Source organism: Halomonas sp. Ps84H-12, assembly GCF_024124725.1.
Lineage (GTDB): Bacteria > Pseudomonadota > Gammaproteobacteria > Pseudomonadales > Halomonadaceae > Vreelandella > Vreelandella aquamarina.
The window spans coordinates 30,042-54,503 of sequence record NZ_JAMXSJ010000022.1 but is presented as its reverse complement, the minus strand read 5'-3'; the positions used below and the strand labels follow the sequence as shown (position 1 = coordinate 54,503).

At 56.0% G+C, this 24,462-nt stretch carries 25 protein-coding genes and 2 pseudogenes; 15 read left to right on the top strand and 12 right to left on the bottom strand.

Annotated elements, in window-relative coordinates:
• Nucleotides 1-11: 11 nt before the first annotated feature.
• A complete protein-coding gene (locus NH344_RS11765; RefSeq protein ID WP_253027940.1) occupies nucleotides 12-1,016 on the bottom strand; it encodes an AraC family transcriptional regulator in 1,005 nt (334 codons plus the stop codon).
• Between the two features lie 154 nt (nucleotides 1,017-1,170).
• Between NH344_RS11765 and NH344_RS11760 the strand changes: the two genes are divergently transcribed.
• Nucleotides 1,171-3,090: an ATP-binding cassette domain-containing protein gene (locus tag NH344_RS11760; protein WP_253027939.1), complete on the top strand. Its 1,920-nt coding sequence runs from the start codon at nucleotides 1,171-1,173 to the stop codon at nucleotides 3,088-3,090.
• A 53-nt stretch (nucleotides 3,091-3,143) separates the two neighbouring features.
• On the opposite strand, the gene NH344_RS11755 is transcribed toward NH344_RS11760, so the two are convergent.
• Complete coding sequence (locus NH344_RS11755; RefSeq protein ID WP_044629774.1) at nucleotides 3,144-3,596, bottom strand: universal stress protein; 453 nt, start codon at nucleotides 3,594-3,596, stop codon at nucleotides 3,144-3,146.
• Nucleotides 3,597-3,742: 146 nt separating this feature from the next.
• On the opposite strand from NH344_RS11755, the gene NH344_RS11750 reads away from it, so the two are divergent.
• The gene (locus tag NH344_RS11750; RefSeq protein ID WP_253027938.1) at nucleotides 3,743-4,285 is read left to right on the top strand and encodes a preprotein translocase subunit YajC; all 543 of its coding nucleotides are present in this window, start codon (nucleotides 3,743-3,745) and stop codon (nucleotides 4,283-4,285) included.
• 3 nt (nucleotides 4,286-4,288) lie between these two features.
• Here NH344_RS11750 and slyA read toward each other — a convergent pair whose 3' ends face one another.
• The 4 genes and pseudogenes from slyA to NH344_RS11730 all read right to left on the bottom strand — a co-directional run bounded on the left by slyA (nucleotide 4,289) and on the right by NH344_RS11730 (nucleotide 7,301).
• A complete protein-coding gene (gene slyA, locus NH344_RS11745; protein WP_139528432.1) occupies nucleotides 4,289-4,741 on the bottom strand; it encodes a transcriptional regulator SlyA in 453 nt (150 codons plus the stop codon).
• A 72-nt stretch (nucleotides 4,742-4,813) separates the two neighbouring features.
• Nucleotides 4,814-5,845 (bottom strand): annotated as a pseudogene (locus NH344_RS11740) (DUF5924 family protein); the annotation flags it as partial.
• A gap of 15 nt (nucleotides 5,846-5,860) precedes the next feature.
• Nucleotides 5,861-7,117, bottom strand: a complete 1,257-nt coding sequence (locus NH344_RS11735; protein WP_172415914.1) for an ISL3 family transposase — start codon at nucleotides 7,115-7,117, stop codon at nucleotides 5,861-5,863.
• 25 nt (nucleotides 7,118-7,142) lie between these two features.
• Nucleotides 7,143-7,301, bottom strand: coding sequence for a DUF5924 family protein (locus NH344_RS11730; RefSeq protein WP_253027953.1), 159 nt, complete (start codon nucleotides 7,299-7,301; stop codon nucleotides 7,143-7,145).
• A gap of 285 nt (nucleotides 7,302-7,586) precedes the next feature.
• Here NH344_RS11730 and fadB point away from each other — a divergent pair, with 285 nt between their 5' ends.
• Together fadB and fadA are read left to right on the top strand one after the other, a co-directional pair.
• The gene (gene fadB / locus NH344_RS11725) at nucleotides 7,587-9,773 is read left to right on the top strand and encodes a fatty acid oxidation complex subunit alpha FadB (RefSeq protein ID WP_253027937.1); all 2,187 of its coding nucleotides are present in this window, start codon (nucleotides 7,587-7,589) and stop codon (nucleotides 9,771-9,773) included.
• A gap of 24 nt (nucleotides 9,774-9,797) precedes the next feature.
• Nucleotides 9,798-10,976 (top strand): acetyl-CoA C-acyltransferase FadA, encoded by a 1,179-nt coding sequence (gene fadA, locus NH344_RS11720; protein WP_044629769.1) that lies wholly within the window; start codon nucleotides 9,798-9,800, stop codon nucleotides 10,974-10,976.
• Nucleotides 10,977-11,038: 62 nt separating this feature from the next.
• On the opposite strand, the gene NH344_RS11715 is transcribed toward fadA, so the two are convergent.
• Complete coding sequence (locus NH344_RS11715; protein WP_139528436.1) at nucleotides 11,039-11,500, bottom strand: NAD(P)H-dependent oxidoreductase; 462 nt, start codon at nucleotides 11,498-11,500, stop codon at nucleotides 11,039-11,041.
• Nucleotides 11,501-11,659: 159 nt separating this feature from the next.
• Here NH344_RS11715 and NH344_RS11710 point away from each other — a divergent pair, with 159 nt between their 5' ends.
• From NH344_RS11710 to NH344_RS11665, 10 genes and pseudogenes are all read left to right on the top strand, one after another.
• The gene (locus NH344_RS11710; RefSeq protein WP_253027936.1) at nucleotides 11,660-12,226 is read left to right on the top strand and encodes a hypothetical protein; all 567 of its coding nucleotides are present in this window, start codon (nucleotides 11,660-11,662) and stop codon (nucleotides 12,224-12,226) included.
• Nucleotides 12,187-12,460: pseudogene (locus NH344_RS11705) on the top strand (hypothetical protein). Before NH344_RS11710 ends, NH344_RS11705 begins: the two are co-directional and overlap by 40 nt.
• A 91-nt stretch (nucleotides 12,461-12,551) precedes the next feature.
• Nucleotides 12,552-12,899 (top strand): zinc ribbon domain-containing protein YjdM, encoded by a 348-nt coding sequence (locus NH344_RS11700; protein ID WP_253027935.1) that lies wholly within the window; start codon nucleotides 12,552-12,554, stop codon nucleotides 12,897-12,899.
• A 285-nt stretch (nucleotides 12,900-13,184) separates the two neighbouring features.
• Nucleotides 13,185-13,649, top strand: a complete 465-nt coding sequence (locus NH344_RS11695) for an SUF system Fe-S cluster assembly regulator (RefSeq protein WP_054641091.1) — start codon at nucleotides 13,185-13,187, stop codon at nucleotides 13,647-13,649.
• Nucleotides 13,650-13,718: 69 nt separating this feature from the next.
• Complete coding sequence (sufB, locus tag NH344_RS11690) at nucleotides 13,719-15,161, top strand: Fe-S cluster assembly protein SufB (protein ID WP_074210746.1); 1,443 nt, start codon at nucleotides 13,719-13,721, stop codon at nucleotides 15,159-15,161.
• Between the two features lie 70 nt (nucleotides 15,162-15,231).
• Entirely contained in the window at nucleotides 15,232-15,981 is a 750-nt protein-coding gene (sufC, locus tag NH344_RS11685; protein WP_044629764.1) for a Fe-S cluster assembly ATPase SufC, read from the top strand.
• Nucleotides 15,978-17,318 (top strand): Fe-S cluster assembly protein SufD, encoded by a 1,341-nt coding sequence (sufD, locus tag NH344_RS11680; RefSeq protein WP_058578311.1) that lies wholly within the window; start codon nucleotides 15,978-15,980, stop codon nucleotides 17,316-17,318. Before sufC ends, sufD begins: the two co-directional genes overlap by 4 nt.
• A gap of 14 nt (nucleotides 17,319-17,332) precedes the next feature.
• Nucleotides 17,333-18,598 (top strand): cysteine desulfurase, encoded by a 1,266-nt coding sequence (locus NH344_RS11675; protein ID WP_074210745.1) that lies wholly within the window; start codon nucleotides 17,333-17,335, stop codon nucleotides 18,596-18,598.
• A gap of 8 nt (nucleotides 18,599-18,606) precedes the next feature.
• Nucleotides 18,607-19,176, top strand: a complete 570-nt coding sequence (sufT, locus tag NH344_RS11670) for a putative Fe-S cluster assembly protein SufT (protein ID WP_044629761.1) — start codon at nucleotides 18,607-18,609, stop codon at nucleotides 19,174-19,176.
• 18 nt (nucleotides 19,177-19,194) lie between these two features.
• Nucleotides 19,195-19,983 (top strand): ElyC/SanA/YdcF family protein, encoded by a 789-nt coding sequence (locus NH344_RS11665; protein ID WP_083602213.1) that lies wholly within the window; start codon nucleotides 19,195-19,197, stop codon nucleotides 19,981-19,983.
• Nucleotides 19,984-20,004: 21 nt separating this feature from the next.
• On the opposite strand, the gene NH344_RS11660 is transcribed toward NH344_RS11665, so the two are convergent.
• From NH344_RS11660 to NH344_RS11645, 4 genes are all read right to left on the bottom strand, one after another.
• On the bottom strand, nucleotides 20,005-20,451 hold the full coding sequence (locus NH344_RS11660; protein ID WP_044629760.1) for a hypothetical protein: 447 nt from the start codon (nucleotides 20,449-20,451) through the stop codon (nucleotides 20,005-20,007).
• Nucleotides 20,452-20,539: 88 nt separating this feature from the next.
• A complete protein-coding gene (gene rimK / locus NH344_RS11655; protein WP_044629759.1) occupies nucleotides 20,540-21,448 on the bottom strand; it encodes a 30S ribosomal protein S6--L-glutamate ligase in 909 nt (302 codons plus the stop codon).
• A 40-nt stretch (nucleotides 21,449-21,488) separates the two neighbouring features.
• Nucleotides 21,489-21,929 (bottom strand): RimK/LysX family protein, encoded by a 441-nt coding sequence (locus NH344_RS11650; protein WP_062362040.1) that lies wholly within the window; start codon nucleotides 21,927-21,929, stop codon nucleotides 21,489-21,491.
• A 52-nt stretch (nucleotides 21,930-21,981) separates the two neighbouring features.
• A complete protein-coding gene (locus NH344_RS11645; protein ID WP_054645068.1) occupies nucleotides 21,982-23,034 on the bottom strand; it encodes a DUF3549 family protein in 1,053 nt (350 codons plus the stop codon).
• Between the two features lie 285 nt (nucleotides 23,035-23,319).
• On the opposite strand from NH344_RS11645, the gene NH344_RS11640 reads away from it, so the two are divergent.
• Nucleotides 23,320-23,652, top strand: a complete 333-nt coding sequence (locus tag NH344_RS11640; protein ID WP_044629756.1) for a YqcC family protein — start codon at nucleotides 23,320-23,322, stop codon at nucleotides 23,650-23,652.
• Nucleotides 23,653-23,750: 98 nt separating this feature from the next.
• On the opposite strand, the gene NH344_RS11635 is transcribed toward NH344_RS11640, so the two are convergent.
• Entirely contained in the window at nucleotides 23,751-24,377 is a 627-nt protein-coding gene (locus tag NH344_RS11635; protein WP_062375358.1) for an OmpW family outer membrane protein, read from the bottom strand.
• Between the last annotated feature and the right edge of the window lie 85 nt (nucleotides 24,378-24,462).

Genomic DNA, 24,462 nt, shown 5'->3' with positions numbered 1-24,462 from the left:
GCGCGAACCTCTCACCTTGTCGCCTGTGCTTTACGGTAGGCGGCAGGGGAGTTACCTGTCCACTGCTTAAAGGCGCGGCTAAAGCAGGCTAAGTCCTCAAAGCCAAGCGTTTCTGCAATGGAAGATAGCGTCCGCTGGCTTCGGGTCAGCGCTTGAATAGCGTAGTCACGCCGGTACTCATCCTTAACGGCTTGAAAGCGCGTACCCTCTAGTTGTAAATGCCTCGATAGTGTCCGAACAGAGACATGCAGCGCCTCGGCAACCTCTTGAACGGTACACGCCTCCGGCAAGTGACGGCTGAGGTGCTCTCTCACCCGGTGGGTGGCTAAGCGGTCTTCAAACGAGACATAAAACCAATCCGCCGGTGCTCGTTGTAAAAAAGCCCCCAAATGCTGCTTTGTTTGCCGAATAGGGTGTTCTAAGAGCGACTTGTCGAAGTAAACAGCCGTTTGTGGCTGGTCGAACTTCACTTTTCCCGGATAAAAATAGAGGTAGTCGGCGCTGTGGGCGGGCTGCGGGTAGCTGCACTCCATTAAAACGGGCGGTATCTTGCGAGCAATCATCCAGGAAGCGATGCCGTGGAAAAGTTTTAGCATCAGCTCATGGACTAAAATGCGGCTGCCTTGCAGCGGCGCATGCTCTTCTAGCGCCAGACGCGCCAAGTCGTTTTCAATCGTAAAGCTGTAGCCAAAATCATCCAGAAGTATACGAAAAAACTGGGTGTAGCGATGCAGGGCGACCTGCAGGGTAGGCGCTTCCAGCATACTTAAGCACAGCAGCTTGAGGGTTCCACAGCGTAAAGGGCGTGAGAAAAAACGCGGTGTTTCATCGTCTAGCTCAACGGCCAGCAGGCGGTAGAGCTCAGCAAATTGCTCAACGGTGACGCGCCCATTAGGGGCAGTGAGTAAAAAGGGTGAAATGCCTGCTTGTTCTAAATAGCGGGTGGGTGGTTGCCCCGCAGCGGTTAGGCCACGAAATAACTCATTAACAAAATGCATGGAGACTGTCACTGTCACGGTGATTTCACCTTACCAGCGTTTTTCAACACCGCTTTATTGTTGTTAATTAGCCTATGACGTTAGCACGTTGTCTCGCTTGGCTCTACAAGGGGGCATCGTAATTCGGAAGCATGCGTTACACTGTGCGCCTCACGACGAAGGAGGACACTGCGTGACCCTGTTACGACTCGAACAGCTGCAACTCGCTTACGGCACCCAAGTACTGCTCGATCGCGCCGACCTGACGGTTGAAAGAGGCGAGCGGCTGGCGCTGGTCGGACGCAACGGCACCGGTAAATCCACGCTACTCAAGCTCGTAGCGGGCGATATTCAGCCGGATGATGGCACCATTTGGCGCGCCCCCGGTTTGAAAGTCGGTGTGCTGGCTCAGGAGCTTCCCGAATCCTCGGGGATGACCATCTTCGATATGGTGGCCCAGGGACTGCCCGAAGCAGGTGAGCTGCTGTCGGAATATCAACACCTGATCAACGATCCTGACCCGGACATGAACCGCATGGCGACGCTGCAGACGCGGCTCGAGGCCATTGACGGCTGGTCGTTTCATCAGCGTATCGATGTCGTGCTCACACGACTGGGTTTGCCACCCGAAGCGGAGATGAGCGCGCTTTCCGGCGGCTGGCGTCGTCGGGTGGCGCTGGCCCGTGCGCTGGTTTCCGAGCCGGACCTACTGCTGCTGGACGAGCCGACCAACCATTTAGACCTGGACACCATCGCGTGGCTGGAGGAGCAGCTGCTCGCCTTCAACGGCGCGGTGCTGCTGATCACCCACGATAGGGCGTTTTTATCGAAACTAGCGACGAATATTTTAGAGCTTGATCGCGGGAAGCTCGGGCGTTATCCCGGTGTCTACAGCGAGTATCAAGAGCGCAAACAGCACGAGCTGGAGGTCGAATCGCGCGAGAATGCATTGTTCGATAAAAAGCTCGCTCAGGAAGAGGCCTGGATCCGCCAGGGGGTCAAAGCGCGCCGTACCCGTAACGAAGGGCGCGTCCGCGCGCTAGAAGCCATGCGCAATGAGCGCAGCCAACGGCGCGAGCGTCAAGGCACCGCCAATCTTACGGTGGATAGTGGCGAGCGCACCGGTAAGCGGGTGGTCGAGCTCAAAGGCGTGACACAGCGCTTTGGTGATGAGGTGATCCTGCGTAATGTGAACCTGGAAGTGATGCGTGGCGACCGCATCGGCTTCTTGGGGCGTAACGGTGCCGGTAAAACCACGCTGTTGAAAATATTGCTTGGCGAGCTAGCCCCTACCGAAGGCAGCGTACAGTTAGGTACTAATCTCAAAGTGGCCTATTTCGACCAGTTACGTGCCGGGCTTGAGCTGGAAAAAACGGTTTACGATAACGTCGCCCAAGGTAGCGACCGAGTCAGCGTGGGTGGTAAAGACCGCCATGTGATGAGCTATCTGCAGGATTTCTTGTTCACCCCAGATCGCGTGCGTCAGCCAGTGAAAGCGCTATCCGGGGGCGAGTCCAATCGCCTGCTGTTAGCCAAGCTGTTTACTCAGCCTGCTAACGTACTGGTGCTGGATGAGCCCACCAACGACCTAGACATGGAAACGTTGGAGCTGCTTGAAGAGCTGCTGTTAGATTTTGATGGCACGCTGCTTCTGGTTTCCCACGACCGAACCTTCATGGATAACGTGGTGACCAGCATGCTGGCCTTCGAAGGTGAAGGGCGCGTGCGTGAATACGTGGGCGGCTATACCGACTGGATTCGCCAGGGCGGTAAGTTACCCCCTGCACCGTGGGAAGGTGCTGCACGCCAGCACACAGAACCCACCAGCGAGGCCGTTAAAAAAGCTGCGCCAGCCCCAGCGGCTGAACCGGCCAAAAAAGCTGTTAAGCTCTCTTACAAACTACAGCGTGAGCTAGATGCGCTGCCCGCTGAGATTGAACGCTTAGAGGGGGACGTAGAGACGCTTGAGCAGGAGATTGGCGACCCGGCGTTTTATCAGCAGGAGGCCACCGCTGTGACGGCTAAACTGCAAGCGCTAGAGAAGGTTCAGCAGGCACTGGAAGTGGCGATGGAGCGTTGGATGGAGCTTGAAGCAATGGCCAATGGCGAATAGCTAGCGCTGTTATATGCTAAAGGCCCCGGGTGGGGCCTTTACCGTTAAAAAAGCTATTCGTCGCTTTTTTCACCTTTTTTGCCCACACGAACGGCTAAAACGTCGCACTGAGCGCCGCGTAATACGCCAGTAGAGGTGGAGCCAAGCAGCAAAGCAAAGCCGTGACGGCCATGGGAGCCGACCACGATGAGGTCAACGTCGTGCTCTTCGGCAAAGCGGTGAATCTCCGTGTCCGGCATACCTACCACTACATGCTGGTCAGCAGCCTCGACGTGAGGCGCGGCGATCTCCGCTAAGCGCTTCTTGGCATGCTCATCTAGCTGGTCCTGGATGCTGGTAAGATCCATAGGAATATCGCCGCCGTAGGCGAATCCCAAGGGTTCCAGAGTGTGCATGATCGAAATTTTCGCGCCGTTGTTGCGCTCGGCAATCGCCACCGCACGCTCAAGGATTTTGTGAGAGTCTTTGGTTAAGTCGACGGCGACCAGGATATGGCGATAGCTCATGGCGTATCTCCTTGGTGATGTGGCACACAGAAAGGCTCTTGTTCGATACCTTTACTTTAGGTCTGAAAATGAATCTTAACAACGACCTAGGTCATAGTTTTTAAATATTGCGAGTTGAGTTTGACGAAAAGAGGGTAAGCGTTGCAATGGAATGGTTGATCATCGTTTTTATTCTGATGTTTGTGATTGCGCCAGTCATGTGGTTAAAACCAAGCCCGCGTCAAAAGCGCCAGATGGCGCTGCGCTCCTGCGCAGCGCGTCAGGGGGTGACGGTCAAAATGGCCAAACCGCCGCTCCATCACTTTAGAGGCACGATGCCCGCGTATCGCTGGCACTACCCGCAACAGGCGCCTGGGCCTGATTTTGTACTGGTACGTGACTCCAACGCTAGTGACGCTTTGGAGCCTTTTCACGCGGGTTGGCGCTGGCGCATTGCGCCGCTGCGTCCCTTGCCCGATATGGCCAGCACACACTTACGAACTCTGTTAGAGCGTCTGCCCCAGGATGCGTTGGTATTGGAATCTAACACCCATTCGCTGACGCTATGGTGGTGGGAATCACAAACCGCCGAGCGGTTTACGCGCTATTTGGCGGATATCGAACCTCTCAAGAAGGCGTTGAGCGGCCTTTCAGACCATCCACCTGCCAAACCGCTAGCGCCAGATGGCGTGGAACAAAGAAACGTCTAATGATTAGGCTGTGGGGCTATCTTGATCCCTTGCCTGAATCGCCAGACCGTTGGATTCGATCAGCGCAAGCCACTTATCCAACTGGTCCAGGTCCTGTTCGCTCAAGCCTGCTAGCATCTCCTGACGCGCAGCCAGTACCACACTATCGATCTGCTCCAGGAGCGGCATGGCGGCTGGAGTAAGATAGAGCCGTTTGCTGCGTCGATCGTTATCGCAGGCGCGACGCTCGACCAGACCTTGCGCCTCCAACTGTCCTAAAGTACGCACCAGCGACGGCGCCTCGACACCGATCGCGCGCGCCAAATCACACTGAGGATTGCCTTCCCCCAGTTTCCAAAGATGGTACAGAGTCACCCACCGGGTTTGGGTCAGCCCTAATGGTGCCAGCCTGCGATCGAGGATCGAGCGCCACAGATGGGGCAAACGAGCAATACGAAAACCAATTGTTGATGCCATAGGTAACTAACTGCCGAAAAGTGTAAGTGAACGAATTGTCATAAGCTGCGTCGCTGAATGCAAGGTGTTCTGCTACTCCGGCTCTGATGAATCGCTTTGAGTGCCGTTCTTTCCAGGGATAAAACGACGTAAATTAAGCGCGCTCAGCCCGCTAGGCTGAATGGTGCTATCGGCGACGGTTGCCTTGTCAGCATCTTCCGACACAGTAAACCGAATTAGGCCCAGCCGCTGGCCACCGTCCGTCATAATATCAATGCGCCACTCCCCTGAAGGGTCTTGCGGGAAATTCTGTTTGTGGCTCCATGCTCGGTAACCCTGTTCGCGTCCGCCGTTAATCGCCAGCTCTACGGTGTCCATCTCTGCACCGTTATGGTGCCAGGTATGGTAGATAGTTTCGCTTAATCCGCGAGGCGCACGAATAGCGGTATACACATACAGCCCATTACTGCGGATAGCATCAGGCGTCAATACCATGGTGCCTTGAGGTGTGCGCTGCTGTATATCAAACGCTGGGGATAGCGCTGTGCTGGTCATCCAGAGGCTAGCGGGCGGTACCCACACGCGACCAAGCCATGCCCCATAAGCCAGCACCACGGTTAGTGCAAAAAAGCCTAGCCAGCGCGCGAGGGAGCGCTTTTTCAATAAATGCCAAAAGCTAGGTAGAGCCACTAAAACAGTTAATACCAATGCTAACAGTAGGCTCTGTCCCGTGGTGAGGTGCACCATGATGGGTAGAATGACCAGTAGTACCAAGAACACACACTGGGCATGAAACATAAAATAGAGACTGCGCCAGCGCCCAGCGAGCTTGTAGTAGAGCGGATCGATAATTGACCACACGGCCATGCCAATCACCAACAGCGCGAATAGCGCTTGGCCGCTGTTCCACACGGTGGTCACCAGAATAAACGGCAAGGTAAAAAACAGCGTCTCCTGGTGAATCATTTGAGCGATAAAAGCGGTAATGCCTTTCGGCAGCGTCGGATGACCGCGATGGGCCAGCCAGCGGCCAATCAAACTTTCGGATAATAGCAGTAGCCAAGCAAACAGCAGCCCCAGTGCTAGAGCAGCCCCCAGCCACTGTTGGCGATCAACGAGGAAAAAGGGTTCTTCGTCACTTCACGTGGATTTGGCCTGATCGAATAGGCGGCCCACCGGGCTCCCAATCAGGTAGATCATGGCGATAAAGTTGGCCTCGTTCCGGTAGCCACGTGCTCGTGACCGAGCCGCTTGGAACAGACCATTCATTCCTTCCAGTCTTGCGTTCGTCAGTCCCGAGAGCCAGCGTCTGACCACCGTGTCGGCGTGCCGCTCAAGCGTCGCCAGGGCTTTCCCCATCGGCTTCAGCAGTGACTTTTCAGACACCGCCGCCTGCATGACCTTGAGGTAGTTCGTGATGCGCCACCGAGCCGCTCTGGGCGTTGGAGCCTTCTGGATCCAGCGTAGCTTCTCCTTGATCACCCAGGCATCGGCCGTGGCGCTCTGATCGGCCACCAACTCCTGGAGCGCCGAAAGCTGTTTGGGTGTCAGGTTCTTGTTATCCAGGTTCTTCAGCAGGGCCCAGCGCAGCGACTTGGGGTGCCCCTGCTCCCGGCGCTCTTTCTTGCGTACCTCGTCCAGCCGCTTGGTGAAGGTCTGTACGATATGGAACCAGTCGACCGTTACCTCGGCCTTGGGAAGGTGCTCGGTCACGCCGCTAAGGAAGGCTGGCGACATATCGCAGACGACCTCGACCACATTATTCGGGTCGCCGCCATGGGCCGCCAGGAAGGCGCTGAAAGCCTGGATGGCATCCTTGCCGCAGCCTGGGACGGCAAAGATAACCGGTTCCCGCTTGCGCTGCATGTCGAGGAACACCGTGACATAGCGATGACCGCGCCGGGAGGCGGTTTCGTCCACGCCGACCGTCACCACCTTGGACAGATCCAGTTCCCCCAACATGCGGCCAACGTAGTGGTGCACGATGCGCCATAGTCGTTTGTCGGAAATCTCCAACTGGCGGGAGACGGCCAGTACCGGCATCTCCTTGACCAGTGACATGGCCGCTTGCTCGAACAGCAGGGTAAAGTCGCTGCCCGGCCGGGCCCAGGGCACCTCTATGCGCTTGACGCCATGGTCAGGACACTTCGTGCGCGGCACGCGAGCATGCAGGTAACAGTGATGCTGAAAGAAGTTCAGATGCCGCCAGGTTTTGTCGGCAAAGTCATGAGCTTGGCAGGCCTTACCACATTCTGGGCAGGGATAGAGACTGCCTCGCTCCGCCTCGACATAGAGGTCCAGGCGGTGGGGCGACACGGCGGTATCCAGGTACTGGTTCTTGAGGATCCAGGGCGCTTCCAAGCCCAGGCCGAGTGTTAGAATCTGGGTGCCGTCCATGTCATACCTCCTGCCGCTGTGGAGGTCATATTCTGGCCCAGCTCAGGGGGCGAATTCCACACCCAACGTCGAAGAGCCGGAAAAAGCTGCCTAATCCGGCCGCAAACGCCATGGGCGGCCAGAGCCAACTCCAGGGCTTTAGGCGCTCTACGATCCTTTCGACGCGCTCTTGCAGTGCTTCCATGCGGGCGGGAGTTAAGAGTGTCCCCATAGCGTTAAAAACTCGTCAATGAAACGGATATGATCGTTGGGATAGCGGGTAAAGTCGATGTGTTACGCCATTATGCGCTAAAAAAGCGTAAGAAATGTGTGCATTTAGAAAGGTGTCTATCAAGCAAGCGGATTAGCCAAAAGTCAGGGCTTGACGTACTGGCGTAACTCAACCAAGCTAAGGCAATCAAACGACCGTATGAAATGCGTGGCAGGCTCGTCAACGGCGTGCCAGCCCGAACTTGTGGAGAGAGCGCGCATGATCTATCAAGGCAATGCCATCACGGTGGAGCGTCGTGACACCCTGGGTGGCAATGACATCGCAATGCTCACTTTCGATTTGAAAGATGAGTCCGTCAATAAGCTATCCAGCGCCGTTATGGCAGGGCTGGGCGATGCGGTAAAAGCGATTCAGGCCGAAAGTGGTTTGAAAGGGCTGATGATACGCAGTGGCAAAGATGCTTTTATCGTCGGTGCTGATATCACCGAATTCCACAGCCTGTTCGACAAGGGCGAAGAGTATCTGGTGGAGATGAACCTCAAGGTTCACGACATCTTCAATGCGATTGAGGACCTGCCTTTCCCCACCGTGACGGCGATCAACGGGTTGGCGCTGGGCGGCGGTTGCGAAGTGCTGCTGACCACCGATTTCCGCGTGATGAGCGAGAAGGCCAAAATTGGCCTGCCAGAAACCAAGCTGGGCATTCTGCCGGGTTGGGGTGGCTGCGTGCGCCTGCCGCGCCTGATTGGTGCCGATAACGCCGTTGAGTGGATTGCGGGTGGCACTGAAAACCGCGCAGATGCAGCACTTAAAGTGGGTGCTGTGGATGCGGCTGTTGCCCACGAACAGTTGGAAGAGGCGGCACTGGATATCCTCGACCGCGCCAATGCAGGCGAATTGGATTATCACGCTCGTCGCGAAGAGAAAAAATCACCGCTCAAACTCAACGCCATCGAACAAATGATGGCGTTCGAAACCGCTAAAGGATACGTCGCTGGCAAAGCGGGCCCGCACTATCCCGCCCCGGTTGAAGCCATCAAAGTGATTCAAAAGGGCGCCGGTGAGACCCGCGCCCGCGCGCAGGCCATTGAAGCCAAGTCGTTCGCCAAGCTCGCGCTGAGCAGCGTTGCCTTCAACTTGGTAGGTCTGTTCATTAACGACCAAGTCGTTAAAAAGAAAGGCAGCAAATACGAGAAGCAGGCGCAGCCAGTCAAGCAAACCGCCGTGTTGGGTGCTGGCATCATGGGCGGGGGTATCGCCTACCAGAGTGCCAGCAAGGGTACGCCCATCCTGATGAAAGACATCAAGGACGATGCCATCGAGCTAGGCCTGAAAGAGGCGCGCAAGCTGTTCTCTAAACAGGTAGAGCGTAAAAAGCTCACCACCGAGCAGATGGCCGAAAAACTCTCTAACATCCGTCCAACGCTCTCTTACGGCGATTTCGGTAATGTCGATTTGGTCGTAGAAGCGGTGGTCGAGAACCCCAACGTCAAAGACGCCGTGTTGACCGAAGTAGAAGACAAGGTAAGTGAGAACACGATTCTGACTTCCAACACGTCGACCATTTCGATTAACCGTCTGGCTAAGAACCTGAAGCGCCCGGAAAATTTCTGTGGCATGCACTTCTTCAACCCCGTGCACCGCATGCCGCTGGTGGAAGTCATTCGTGGCGAGAAAACCTCGGACGCCGCCGTTGCCGCAACCGTGGCTTATGCCCGGGCCATGGGTAAAACCCCCATCGTGGTGAATGACTGCCCTGGGTTCCTGGTCAACCGTGTGCTTTTCCCTTACTTCGGTGGCTTTAGCTTCCTGGTCGAGCAGGGTGCCGACTTCCAGCGCGTCGATAAAGTCATGGAGAAGTTTGGCTGGCCCATGGGCCCGGCGTACCTGCTGGATGTCGTCGGCATGGATACCGCCGTGCACGCCAACGAGGTGATGGCCGAAGGCTTCCCGGATCGTATGGCACGTGAAGGCAAAACCGCTATTCAAGTGATGTACGATAACAAGCGCCTGGGTCAGAAGAACGACAAAGGCTTCTACGCCTACGAAGAAGATAAGAAGGGTAAGCCTAAGAAAGTCAGCGACGAGCAGGCTTACGCACTAGTAAAAGAAGTGGTGAAAGAGCAAAAAGAGTTTTCGGATGAGGACATCATTGCTCGCATGATGGTGCCGCTGTGCCTTGAGACTGTGCGTTGCTTGGAAGATGGCATTGTCGATACGCCCGCAGAAGCTGATATGGCGCTGATTTACGGCATTGGCTTCCCTCCCTTCCGTGGCGGTGCGCTGCGCTACATCGACGCGCTGGGCGTAGCCGAGTTTGTTGCGCTGGCCGACCGTTTAGCACAAGAGCTGGGGCCGCTTTATGCACCCACCGAGAAGCTGCGTGCTATGGCACAGAATAACGAGCAGTTCTACGCTGGCACCACGGCAAACGCTCAGGCCTAAGTCACCACCCACAGGAGAAATAAGATGAGTTTGAATCCGAGAGATATCGTGGTGGTTGACGGTGTTCGTACCGCCATGGCGAAAGCGAAAAACGGCGCCTTCCGCAACGTGCGTGCCGAAAACCTCTCCGCTGCCGTGATGCAGGCGCTGTTTACCCGAAACCCTAATCTGGATCCGTCGGAAGTAGACGACGTGATCTGGGGCTGCGTCAATCAGACACTAGAGCAGTCCATGAACATCGCTCGCAACGCGGCGATCATGACCGGTATTCCTCGTACGGTGCCTGCCCAAACGGTGAACCGCCTCTGCGGCTCTTCGATGACCGCACTGCATATTGCTGCTGCAAACATTAAGGCGGGCATGGGTGATTTTTACGTGATCGGCGGTGTTGAGCACATGGAGCACGTACCGATGGCTCACGGCGTCGACGTGAATCCGGCGGCGAGTAAATACGCGGCCAAAGCCGCCATGATGATGGGGCTCACGGCGGAACTGCTGGGTAAAATGCACGGTATTTCCCGCGAAGATCAGGACAAGTTCGGTGTCCGTTCGCATCAACGTGCACAAGCGGCGATGGAGAAGGGCTACTTCGATAATGAGATCATCGGCGTCGAAGGTCACGACCAGCGTGGCTTCAAAGTGCTAGTGAAAAACGATGAGGTGATTCGCGCCGATGCCAGCCTGGAATCCATGGCGAACCTGAAGCCGGTCTTCGATCCGCGTAACGGTACCGTGACGGCGGGCACTTCGTCAGCGCTTTCAGTGGGCGCTTCCGCCATGGCCGTGATGAGCTACGAGCGTGCCCAGGCGCTGGGGCTGGAGCCGATTGCCAAAGTGCTCTCGACCGGTGTCGCAGGCTGCGATGCATCTATTATGGGGTATGGTCCGGTACCCGCGTCCAAGAAAGCCTTGAAAGCGGCTGGCTTGTCTGCAGCGGATATTCAAACCGTCGAGCTGAACGAGGCATTTGCCGCGCAGGGGCTGCCGGTGTTGAAAGACCTCGGCTTCCTGGACGCCATGGACGAAAAAGTGAACCTGCATGGCGGTGCCATCGCCTTGGGTCACCCGTTAGGCTGCTCCGGGTCGCGCATTTGCACGACGCTGCTGAACGTCATGCAGCAGCGCGATACCACCCTGGGCCTAGCCACCATGTGTATTGGCATGGGGCAAGGGGTTGCCACGGTGTTCGAGCGTTTGAAGTAATACGCGCTCTTCCCCGTAATGAAAACGGCACCCTGAGCGGTGCCGTTTTTTGTTTCAAGACGTTAAAACAATCCGTTGTCCAACCCAGCAGCAAGGGTCATGCCCAGCTCTTCGGCTTGGCTGATAAACGCCTCTTGCCACTCGCCGCGAAAAATCAGAGGGTCCTGCACCCAGCGCCAGCGTAGTCCCGTAACGATACTTTCCACTGCCCGACGAGTACCCGTTCCATCATGGCCCGCGCGGATGTAGAGTGCGCAGGGCAGGCCCTGCTTCTCTTCCAGTACGCCGTAGTAGCTGCGGTCGAAAAAGTCCTTTAGCGCGCCGCTCATGGTGCCTAGGTTTTCGGTAGTGCCCAATACGATACCGTCACAATCGAGGATGTCCGTCGGTCCTGCGTCGAAAGGCGTTTTGACGATGCACGTCACTGACTCGATATCCTCATGTTCTGCACCTCGCTGTACGGCCTCGCTCAAGGCGCGGGTATTGATGGAGGGGGAGTGAGCGACGATTAATAAGCGTTTCATGAGGATGTCTTCAGGCAATTGGCGGTAAGTTCAAGAGGTGCCACACTGTAGGCACTTAATGACACAGCCTAGAGGCCTTAGGGCAAACCAATCAAACGCTTTCAAACCGCGTATGGGATAGGGTGTTCCGTGTTGAACGATCAAAAAGGGAATCGCGTCATGCGTCAGCAGGCCAAAACGATAGGGATCGCCAGTCTTTGTTCATTAACGCTGTTATTAGCAGGGTGTGCCGGCCCATCACGCCCGCCTGCCGATAACGAGCGCTCGGCGGCCCCTGCCGTCAATCAAGTAGCGACAGTGCCTAGCGCGCAGATAGCCCAGCCATCTCCCGTGGGGCGCGCCGATGATTGGGCGCCGCCACTGCAGGTGAGCCCAGAAGAAGAGGCCGCTTATTACGTCAGCCGCCTGGCGGATCGCCGGTTTGTCAGCCAGTATGGAGGCCCCGATAACCCAAGGCCCTGGTACATCGCCGCCGAGCGTCTAGGCGACATCGGCCTGCCGGCAGTGCCGCTGTTGTTCTCGAGATTACACACCGATGACGCTTATGAGTTGATGCTGGTGCTATACGCGCTTCAGCTCGCCACACAGGATCCGCTTGTGACGTTTCAAACGGACGGTGACTACATCCAATTGCCCTCCGTATTAGACCCTAACGCGAATGCGGAAAATCGGCGAATTGCGCAGCAGTGGTGGGAACGCCACTCGTCGCGATTAGAGTTTCGCTAAATCATGCGATTCCTGCCAAGCACACGGGCGAGGCTGAAGACGTTTCCCCAGCGCTTGTGTGGGAGGGGGCGTCGGAAGGGCATGGTAGCCACCTTTACTACTTCTTTCTGGGTACTGGCGCTGGACAAGCAGACGTCACTGCCAGAAGGGTTAACGCTGCCTGAGCTACTCCAGGCCGTGGAACTCCATCTGCTGGGAATGAATCGCTTGGTAGGTACTTACCAGCGCGGCTAAACCTGCATTAGGCTGGAGCATTGCGCTCAAGCCGTGTAGGCTCCGTCGCTTGCTACTGTTTGCGTGACTGTCTACTGCGATGGAGTCTTTAATGAGTGACCTGCCTAACTGTCCTACCTGTGCCTCTGAGTTTACCTACGATGATGGCCTTCAGTATGTTTGCCCCGAGTGTGGTCACGAGTGGTCGAAAGTGCCAAGCGCCAGTGAAGCGGCCTTGGATGATGGCATTCGTGATGCAAACGGCAACCTGCTCGTCAATGGTGACTCGGTGACCGTGATCAAAGATCTCAAGGTTAAAGGCAGCTCCTCGGTCGTCAAGGTAGGCACCAAAGTCAAAAACATTCGATTGGTGGACGGCGATCACGACATCGACTGTAAGGTCGACGGTATTGGTCCTATGAAATTGAAGTCCATGTTCGTCAAGAAAGTCACCTCTTAATCCCGCCTTCTGACAGCCTGCCGCTTGCGAGCAGGCTTTTTTATGTCCATGTCATAGTTTTCCTAAATGATAATGATTGGCTTTTTTGATGTTATCAGCCGCGAACGTGCTAAGAAGTCGCGCTATTTGATAAGGATTTTGCAGAAGGGCTTCACATCAAATTTATACAGTACTAAAATGGTACTCAATTAACGGGTAAGCCAACGGCTCATTCCTGCATGGCGTAGTGGTAAGTGAGCCGTTGTGGATTAGTCGTGGTGAACGATGACGGCAAACGGAGTGACTATGCTCAAGCTTTCTCGGCTGACAGATTATGCCGCTGTGGTGATGGCACAAATTGCCCGTCATCCCCAGGCGTCGCATGCGGCGGCTGACTTAGCAGAAGCGGTTCAATTGCCCCATCCCACGGTGAGCAAAACCCTTAAGATGCTGGTGAAAGCAGGGCTTTTGGAGTCGCAGCGCGGTGCCCAAGGCGGTTACCGCTTAGCGCGTCCCGCCTCGAAAATTACTGCCGCCGACATTATCAGTGCGATTGAAGGGCCGGTCGCCATGACCGAGTGCAGCCAAGCGGAAGGCGGCTGTGAACTGGTCGCCACTTGTGGCGTAGCAGATAACTGGCAGCGGGTATCGTTGGCTATTCGCACGCTGCTTGAAAGCGTGACGCTTGCTCACTTGGCGGACACCGCGCCCATCAAGCTACCCGTACAGTTACCGATTCAAAGTATCAGCCTATCGGCGGCATCGGCTTAAACCGTTAGGCAATTTAACCCTATTCACGGCGAGCTAACCTCGCCACCCAACTGCCCGGAGGGTATCACCATGGCAAGCGAAGAAATGGAACAGTTGGTTCGTCGCGAGTACAAAGATGGCTTTGTAACCGATATTGAAAGCGACACACTGCCACCTGGCCTGGATGAAAACACCATCGCCTTCATCTCCAAGAAGAAAGGCGAGCCGGAGTGGATGCTGGAGTGGCGCCTGGACGCTTACCGTCAGTGGTTGAAGATGGAAGAGCCGTCCTGGGCACACCTGAACTATCCGCCCATCGATTACCAAGAGATCTCCTATTTTAGTGCGCCCAAGCGCCCAGAAGATCGCCCCCAGAGCCTGGATGAAGTCGACCCCAAGCTGCTGGAAACCTACGAAAAACTGGGTATTCCGCTGCACGAGCGTGCCGCGCTCGCCGGTGTCGCGGTTGATGCGGTATTCGACTCCGTATCGGTTGCCACCACGTTCAAAAAAGAGCTGGCGGAAGCGGGAGTAATTTTCTGCTCCATTTCCGAGGCTATTCGCGATTACCCGGATCTCATTAAGCAGTACCTGGGTACCGTGGTGCCGGTAGCGGATAACTATTTCGCTGCGCTGAACTCTGCCGTGTTCACCGATGGCTCGTTCGTCTTCGTACCGGAAGGCGTCAAGTGCCCGATGGAGCTGTCGACTTACTTCCGCATCAACGCGGCTAACACCGGCCAGTTTGAGCGTACGCTGGTGATCTGTGAAGACCGCGCCCAGGTCTCTTACCTGGAAGGCTGCACCGCGCCCATGCGCGATGAGAACCAGCTGCACGCGGCGGTTGTCGAGCTGGTAGCGCTGGATGATGCCTACATCAAATACTCCACCGTTCAGAACTGGTACCCGGGTGACGAAGAGGGTAAGGGCGGTATTTACAACTTCGTGACCAAACGTGGCGACTGCCGCGGTGAGCGTTCACGCATCAGTTGGACACAGGTAGAAACCGGCTCTGCGATTACTTGGAAATACCCCTCTTGCGTGCTGCGCGGTAAAGACAGCATCGGTGAGTTCTACTCTGTTGCAGTAACGAACGGTCGCCAGCAAGCGGATACCGGCACCAAGATGATTCATATTGGTGAAGGTACACGCTCCTATATCGTTGCCAAAGGTATTTCAGCGGGTAAGAGCGACCAGTCCTACCGTGGCTTGGTCAAAATTGGGCCGCGTGCCAAGGGCGCGCGTAACTTTACCCAGTGCGATTCGCTGCTGATTGGCGACAAGTGTGGTGCCCACACGTTCCCCTATCAGGAAATTGGCAACAGCACCGCGACCATTGAGCACGAAGCCACCACCTCTAAAATCGGTGAAGATCAGCTCTTCTACTGCCAGAGCCGCGGTATCTCAGAAGAAGATGCGGTCAGCATGATTGTGAATGGCTTCTGTAAAGATGTTTTCCAAGAGTTGCCGATGGAGTTCGCGGTGGAAGCGGAAGCACTGCTCAATGTCACTCTGGAAGGCGCGGTGGGCTAACCGCTCCGGCACCCAACTTATTTTTAGGGCGTCGCACTCGCGACCCGCAAGTATTTAAAAGGCGATCACTATGTTGCAAGTTAACGATTTACACGTCACCGTCGAAGGCAAAGAGATTCTGAAAGGCCTGACGCTCACCATTAATGCCGGTGAAGTGCACGCCATCATGGGCCCCAACGGCGCGGGTAAATCCACGTTGTCAGCGGTTATTGCTGGTAAAGATGGCTACGAAGTGACCCAAGGCAGCATCACGTTTGAAGGCAAGGACGTGCTGGAAATGGAAATCGAAGAGCGCGCCCAAGCGGGCCTGCTGCTAGGTTTTCAATACCCGGTGGAAATCCCAGGGGTAAAAAACATTTACCTGCTGAAGTCTGCGCTTAACGCTCAGCGCGCTGCGCGTGGTGAAGGCGAAATGCCCGCGCCGGAATTCATGAAGCTGGTCAAAGAGAAGCTCGGCTTTATGAAAATGGATGCCAGCTTCCTGCAGCGTGCAGTGAACGAAGGCTTCTCCGGCGGCGAGAAAAAGCGTAACGAAATCCTGCAGATGTTGGTACTACAGCCGAAGCTGGCCATGCTGGATGAAATCGACTCTGGCCTCGATATCGACGCCATGAAAGTCGTCGCGGACGGTGTGAACAGCCTGCGTGCCGAAGAGCGCGCCATTCTGTTGGTCACCCACTACCAGCGCCTGCTGGACTACATTGTGCCGGACAAAGTCCACGTTCTGGTCGATGGCCGTATTGTCAAAACCGGCGATGCCGAGCTTGCCAAAGAGCTTGAGGCCAATGGTTACGAAGGCATTGAGGAGTCCGTGGCATGAGCGATACGCAAACGTTTTTGGACACGCTAGCCACGCGTAGCCAACAGCGCGCTGGAGAGCCTACCTGGATCGCCGCTCGCCGCCAGGCGGGCGCGGCTCGCTTCGAAGCAATGGGCTTCCCGACCCGCCGCGACGAAGAGTGGAAGTACACCGATGTTCGCGCCATCGCCCAGGGCAACTTTGCCTTGGCAGAGAACGCCGAGTTCTCTCAGGCCCAGGCGGCTGCCCTCACGCTGCCCCTGGATGCTTACCGGCTGACGTTCGTGGACGGTGTGTTTTCGGCAGCGCTATCGGACCTCGATGCGCTTCCCGACAGCGTGCAGGTGATGCCGCTCTCTAAGGCACTGGCCGAGAACCATGAAGCCGTGGGCGGCCCGCTGGGGCGTTTAACCGGGGTCGATTTCTCCACGTTCGCCGCTTTAAATACCGCCTTTATGGAAGAGGGCGCAGTGGTGCGCATCGCGCCGGGCACCGTCGTCGAAAAGCCCATTTTGCTGCAGTTCCTGTCTCGTGCGGGGACGCCGGTGATGAGCCATCCGCGCATTTTGGTCGAAGCCGCTGGGCGTAGCGAAGCTACCCTCATTGAGCACTACGTGGGTGAGGCGGATGCCGCCAACTTTACCAACGTCGTGGCAGAGCTAATGCTGGACCGTGGGGCAATTTTGAACCACTACAAGCTCCAGGAAGCACCCATTGGTGACCTGCACGTAGCGAGCATTCACGTCGAGCAGAACCGCGACAGCCGCTACACCTCGTACAACCTGAATTTGGGTGGCGCGCTGGTGCGCAACGACCTGGTCAGTGACTTGAACGGTCAGGGCGCTGAAACGAACTTCTACGGCCTGTTCTTTGGCCAGGGTCGCCAGCACGTGGATAACCACACTAAGGTGAACCACAACGCGCCACTGACGTTCTCGAACGAGAACTACAAAGGCATTCTGGATGATCGCGCTCACGGTGTCTTCAATGGCAAAGTGTACGTGAAGCGCGATAGTCAGAAGATTGAAGGCTTCCAGAGCAACCAGAACCTGCTGCTGTCAGATCGCGCGCAAATCGACGCAAAACCCGAGCTCGAAATCTACGCCGACGACGTGAAGTGCTCCCACGGCACCACCACCGGTCAGTTGGACGAGGATGCGATCTACGCACTGCGTACCCGGGGTATCGACGAAGCCACTGCACGTGGCCTGTTAACCCTCGCCTTCGCTGGTGAAGTACTTGAGCAAGTGGCGCTTGATGCTATTGCCGAGCGCGTTGAGCTGGCGGTAGCCGGTAAACTGCCTGAGCGTTTCAATCTCGCCGGACTGGTTGAAGCGGCGGCTGCGCTCAACGATTAATCAAGGAGTCATCAATGCCCCATAGCGTGATTGAGAAGCCTACCGAGCGCAGCGTTGCGGCCTATGACGTTGAAGCGCTACGCCGCGACTTCCCGATTTTGAATCGTGAGGTTCACGGCAAGCCGCTGGTGTATTTGGATAATGCCGCCACCAGCCAAACGCCGCAGCAGGTGATTGACGTGTTTAGCGATTACTACTCGCGCTACAACGCCAATATTCACCGCGGCTTGCATACGCTCGCCGATGAAGCGACGGCAGCCTTTGAAGCCACGCGTCATCGTGTTAAAGCGTTTCTCAATGCCGAAGATGCCCGCCAAATCATCTTCACGCGGGGCACCACTGAAGCGATCAATTTAGTGGCCCAAAGCTGGGGCCGCAGCCAGCTAAATGCCGGAGACGAAGTGCTGATCTCGATGTTGGAGCACCACTCCAACATCGTTCCCTGGCAACTGCTGGCGGCGGAGCGCGGCTTCACGATCAAGGTCATCCCAGTGGACGCGCACGGGGCGCTCGATATGCAGGCGTATCGTGAACTCTTGAGTGAGCGCACGAAACTGGTGGCGGTGAATCACGTCTCTAACGCACTGGGTACGATTAACCCCGTGAAAGAGATGGCAGCGCTGGCGCATCAGCATGGCGCGCTCATCTTGGTGGATGGCGCCCAAGCGACGCCGCATCAGCAGGTGGACGTTCAATCTATCGATGCGGATTTCTATGCGTTTTCAGGCCATAAAGTGTACGGCCCAACGGGTGTTGGCGTGCTATATGGCAAGCAGGCGTTGCTAGAGGTCATGCCGCCTTGGCAGGGTGGCGGTGAAATGATCAAAACCGTTTCCTTTGATGCAGGTACCACCTTTGCAGATATTCCGCATAAATTTGAAGCGGGTACTCCCGCCATTGCCGAAGTGATTGCGCTTGGCCGTGCGCTTGAGTGGATGGAGGGCGTTGGCGTTGAGGCGATTGGTGCGTGGGAAGCCGTGCTGCTCAACCATGCTACTCAGGCGGTGAGTGGCATTGAGGGCCTGCGGATATTAGGCACTGCGCCGCATAAAGCGGGCGTGCTCTCCTTCGTTGTTGAAGGTGCTCACTCGCAGGATATTGGCCTGCTGATTGACCAGCTGGGTGTAGCGATTCGTACCGGGCACCACTGTGCCCAGCCGCTGCTGCATCACTTTGGCGTTGAGGCGACCTGTCGTGCATCGTTTGCTGCGTACAATACCCTTGATGAAGTAGACACGTTTGTGGCAGCGCTCAACCGTGTGATTGGAATGGTACGCTAAGGACATCTATGGATATCGAGCAAATTGCGAGTCTTCAGCGCGGTCAAAAACTCCCGCTCCAGCGGGATGTAGAGGCCATCGCGATTCCGTTCGGCAAAACGGATACGCTGGCGGAAGACAGTATTGTCAGCGTAATGCAAGCCAAAGGTAGCTCGGTGAGTGTTGGTTTTGAAGGCCGCTTGTATCTCATTGAAGGGCGTAACCTTGATGCGCTGGGGCTTGAGTCGCTGCCACGTCCGACACTGCCAGAAAGTGCTACTGATGAAGAGATTGAGCAGTTTGTCTGGGATCAGCTGCGCACCTGCTTTGACCCGGAAATTCCGGTGAATATTGTAGATCTAGGGCTGGTGTACGGCTGTCGGATCGAGCGCTTGATTAGTGGCGAGCGGATAGTCACTATCCGTATGACGCTGACCGCGCCTGGCTGCGGCATGGGCGATGTCATCGCTGCCGATGCGCGCAACAAGATTCTGGGAGCGCCGCAGATCAGCAAGGTGCATACCGAAATTGTCTTTAGCCCACCCTGGAGTCGTGACATGATGAGCGATGAAGCCAAGCTTGAGCTCGGCATGTTCTAACCCCTGCTGGGGAGCTGGATGCACAGCCTGTTATTACGTTGGATAAAGCGTTTTCTAATGTCGCTAGGAGCCTTGCTGCTACTGGCGACATTGCTATTTATAGCCGGTAATTTATGGGTGCTTGCAAGTACCGCACGCTATATCGACGGTCATTTAGAGCAGTGCCAACCCACAGACGTTGCGATTGTCTTTGGCACCTCTCACTGGACTCGTAGTGGGCTACGTAACCCGCATTTTCATGCCCGCATGCGAACGTCTGCACGCCTTATCGCTGACCAGCGTGTTCAGCATCTGCTCATCTCTGGCGATAATCGCACCCAAGCCTATAATGAGCCGCGTGCCATGTGGCGCGATCTGTATCGCCGAGGGGTGTCTGCGGAGCAACTGACAATGGATTTCGCTGGCTTCAGCACCTATGACACGATGGTGCGGGCGCGGGATGTGTTTCAGCTTAAAGAGGCGCTGCTGGTTACCCAGAGTTGGCACTTGCCTCGGGCTATTTTTATCGGGCGTGCGCTGGGGATGGAAGTGACGGGCTGTATTGCTGAGGAGCAGTCAGCGGCAGATGAGTGGCGGTTAAAAATGCGTGAATGGGTAGCGCGAATTGCTACTCTGGGAGATCTCTACTTATGGCAGAGGGAGCCCTACTTTCTCGGCCCCGCTGAGCCTATCGAGCTTCATCGCCAGGAGGGTGGCGATAAAAGTAGAGAAGAGAGTAGCGAAAACACGCCTGAGGCGACCGTCAATATCAACGCCGCTCTATTTTTTCAGCAGTCACTGCAGGCATATACAGTCCCTGAGCATTAAAGCCGAGTTAACGCCGCAAAGTTAGCGGCGAGTATTACGTTTTTGCAGGTTGTATAGCTCGCGAATCAGCTTACGGCATCCCCGCATGCACTCATCCACTACCGGTTCGATCGGGTCGGGTAGGGGGTGGGTAAACAAGGTTGAGAGGGCCTGCATCAGTACACGCTCTTGTTCTAACAGCTCATTGATCAAGACTTGGCTATCGTTGCCAACGAAGCTCTTTAAACGGCTCCAGAGCCATAAGAAGTCATCACGCTCAACGTCAGCATCCCGAGGCAGCATTTTTAAGTGCGCGCGGGCAAGTTCCTGCAGCTTACGCATCTGCTTGAGTCGCTCAGTATAGTGCGGCTTCAGTGCATCGCGCAGCGAGGGGCGCAGGCGTTCGATATTATCCTGGAAATAATCAATGCTATCGGCCAGCGCTTCCAGCACGCTGTCCATCGCCACTTGGCGATTGTCGAGAAACATGAGCGTCTACCTCCTTCGGTGACGCAGATTGTGGGGGGGGCGGCGTTGATTTGCCACCCCTAATAGGGATTATTTTTGCAATTGACCGTTAGCCTTTAGGCTTGGGTGGTGCTTTGCGAGCAGGCACTGCATTCTTTTCGATATGCTCGATGATCATGCCGGCAATATCTTTACCGGTAGCGCTCTCGATGCCCTGCAAACCTGGTGAAGAGTTGACCTCCATAATCACCGGGCCGTGGTTAGAGCGAAGCAAATCCACGCCCGCGACGCGCAGCCCCATCGCCTTGGCTGCACGAATCGCGGTGGAACGCTCTTCCGGGGTGATGCGGATCACACTAGCAGTGCCGCCACGGTGAAGATTGGAGCGGAACTCGCCGTCGGCGGCCTGACGTTTCATGGATGCCACGACCTTATCGCCAATCACGAAGCAGCGGATATCCGCACCGCGTGCTTCTTTGATGTATTCCTGAACCATGATGTTGGCTTTCATGCCCATAAAGGCCTGAATGACGGATTCAGCGGCCTGGTTGGTTTCAGCCAATACCACACCAATACCCTGGGTGCCTTCCAGCAGTTTAATCACCAGGGGCGCGCCTTTCACCATGGTGATTAGGTCGGGAATATCATCTGGTGAGTGGGCGAAGCCGGTAATCGGCAGGCCTAATCCCTTACGCGACAGCAGCTGCAGCGAGCGCAGCTTATCCCGGGAGCGGGTAATCGCGACCGAATCGTTAATCACGTAGGTGCCCATCATTTCAAACTGGCGCAGTACCGCACAGCCGTAGAAAGTCACCGAGGCGCCAATACGCGGAATCACCGCATCAAACGGCTCAATCTCTGCGCCTTTATAGTGAATAGAAGGGTGGTGCGAGGCGATGCTCATGTAGCAGCGCAGGGTATCGACCACTCGGGCGGTATGGCCGCGCTGTTCGGCGGCTTCCACCAGTCGGCGCGTAGAGTAAAGGTTACGGTTACGGGAAAGCAGGGCAATATGCATGCAGGGCTCCGGGCCAAAAAGGGTCGTCGTTTAAATGTGTTTAAGGCTCGCCGTGCAAAAATGCAGCGCCGGGGGCCACCAGTAGGCGGCGCATAGCGCGCCTGCCCAGCAGCATCGCGTGGCGCATATTGCTACGGTCGGTCAAAGTAAGTTCAACCGGAAAGTTCAGTTCGCCCAGTTGCATTGGGGTACGGATAACATAGCGCCACTCGCTATGGCCGTTCGAGCTGGTGACGCGGCGACGGTCGTGTAAATGCAGGCGATAGCGGTGGGCAGGCGTCTCTGGCCCACCGCTATGGGTAATAAAGCTTACCCATAACTGTCCATCAGCATCTTCATGGCTTTCAATGTCTTCGGCGTGCAACGCCGATGTCCGTGCGCCTGTATCGGCTTTGCAGCAAAGGTGAAGCCCTAGTTCAGGTAACGTCACCATTTCACGGCGGCCGATGACCGCTTTGGCCTGATAGGGTAATTCCTTCACAGCGCACTCCTGACGATATAAGAGAAACAAGACATAGTGATGACGATTCCTGCTAGCCTTTTTGGTTAGGCTGCATGGCCGACAAACGCGATTGGATAGCCGAGCCTGCTGGGGCGTCGCGCAAGGTCAGCATGACGGGCAGACGCAGCCGAGGAATTAAAGCGATATCGCGCACAACGGCCGCAAAGTGGCTGCGCTCATCCTCTGCTAAACGTTGTAAGAATAATGGTAAACGCTCGGCATCTTCCAGTAATGGCCAACCGCGCCCGGCGATGGCGGCCATCAGGTCGGGGCCGCAGGCCGCGCTATCGTTTAGTAGGTTGGTATACCAGTCGCCTGCAAAAGCCGGCGCTGAGCTACCCACGCTACGTACGCAGGCGCAGAGCGTTTCTAAATCGCCGCTGCTGGCCGCCTGCTCGCCTCGTGTCCGCAACGCATCAATGAGCGCTTCAGACAGTGGCTGATGCTCAAGGCAGTAGCAGAGCGAATGAATAACGCTCACCGGCAGTTGAGGAATACGTAGCGCTAGGGCATCTGCCGTTGGTGTGTCCAAACGTACGACATAATCGGCGATGCCTTGTAGTCCCAGGGCTTGCCAATCAATCGTCTGTTGGCCACTTAAATAGGCTTCTACAGGCTCTAGGTGCTGGCTGGCAGGTAGGGCGCTGGCATAGGTGGCCCGGGCATTGAGCATGGCCTGAAAGGTGATATCAGGCGTAAAGGCCAGCGGATTATCCTTCATTAAATGGTCCACGTCTGCTGATTCTGCAGCGTCGAGCACAGTCGGGTCAGAAGCAGCGGCATTGCGACCCAGGGTTTCCAATAGGCGGTTAATAAAGCCATCGCGCTGTGCGGGCGATAGCATGCCTTGCTCATCCAGTGGCAGCGCTAAAAACCAGATAGCAGGCTCTTCCATTGCCCCTAGGCGAAAGACGATCCCCAGGCGTGCTTGCCCTTGCCACGGTTCAGGCCAGGCCTGTTCGGCATTTTCAAACGCGCGCAGGGTTTCCCTGGAGCAGGCAGTCACTCTGCGCCCCATATGGTAAAGCGACACCTCAGCGCCACTGCGTGTAAAAAATTCATCAAGGGTGTTAATTGGCTGCATGACATCCTTCCGCATTTCAAGCCTGCACTCTACCTTGCTGTTCTGCCACTGTCAGCCGCAACCGCTGATTTATCCATGCTTTATCATCTAAGTGGTTAAAAAATGAGCAACTTTGCGTAAGCCGCGTGAGACTAGCGGTGGCGACACCTTTCCATAGTTTATCCACAGCCTCTTGCAGGTTTTCTGTGAATCGGTGAATAACTCCATTGAGCACGCCTTTGAGTGGCAACTTACCCACAGAGTTGGGATAATGAACGCTAAATATGACCAACCCATAAGGTGCTTATGAGCGTCCATCAACAGCTTCAAACCGCGCTTCTTGAGCTTGAAGCCGCCATGAAGGCCGCTAATCTGTGGCGCACGCCCACCCCAGATGCGGCCGCTTTTGCCAGTCAGCAGCCTTTTTGTATTGATACCATGTCGCTGCCCCAGTGGGTGCGCTATGTCTTTGTTGCCCGCTTAAATGCACTTATTGAAGCCGAGGCTGCCATGCCCGCCAAGTGTGAAGTCGCTCCAGCGGTGGCGGCGTATTTAATGCAGGAGAAGGTAAGAGCAAGCGATCAGCTATTGGTAGTGAAAGCGGTGGAGCGTGTCGACAAGCTGGTCACAGAGAATTAACCACGCGAGTAAGGCAGACCAAATCAATGCCCAGAGGCAAGCTCTGGGCATTTTTTACGTGTTAGCGAAGGTGGGAGCTAGAAGCTAGAAGCTAGAAGCTAGAAGCGGTAGCTCAAGCCTGCCATGACCACCATGGGGTCAATCTCGACGGTGCCCGCACCTGCGCCATTAATAGAGGCGTCGGTGTCGATGTCTAAGTACCAGGCAGCGGCGTTGAGTGCCCAGTGGTCATCAATGAGTAGATCAACACCAACTTGAGCGGCCGCGCCCCATGAGTCGTCTAGCTCAAGTTCGCCAATGGCGAGGCTCTCATCGGAGAAGCGCGTGTAGTTAATACCCGCACCCACGTAGGGCTGTACTTGAGAGTCGCTACCACCCAGTGGGTAATACTGTAGCGTTAGAGTGGGCGGCAGGAGCTTTGTTGATGCTAGGTTGTCACCGTTGAGTTCAATGTCATGCTCGAAAGGGAGCGCAGCCAGTAGCTCCACGCCCATTTTGTCGTGGAAACGGTAGCCCAGGGTGAAAGCGAAGTCGGTTTTATCCTGAGCATCGACCGCGAAGGCACCACCTGCGAGCGAGCCGTTGTCGCTTTTCGGCGCGATGTTGGCAACGCCAACGCGGGTAAAGAAATCGCCAGCGCCATAGGCAACGGCTTGGCTGCTAACTGCTAAGGTGGCAGCGGCAAGCCCAGTGGCGAGTAGGGTAGGCGGTGATAAATGGCGCATAGCGTCGCTCCTGACCGATAACATGGTGGGTGAGTGGTTTAAAGTTGTCGTAAACCATATAGCCAGTGTATCGAGCCAACGAGGG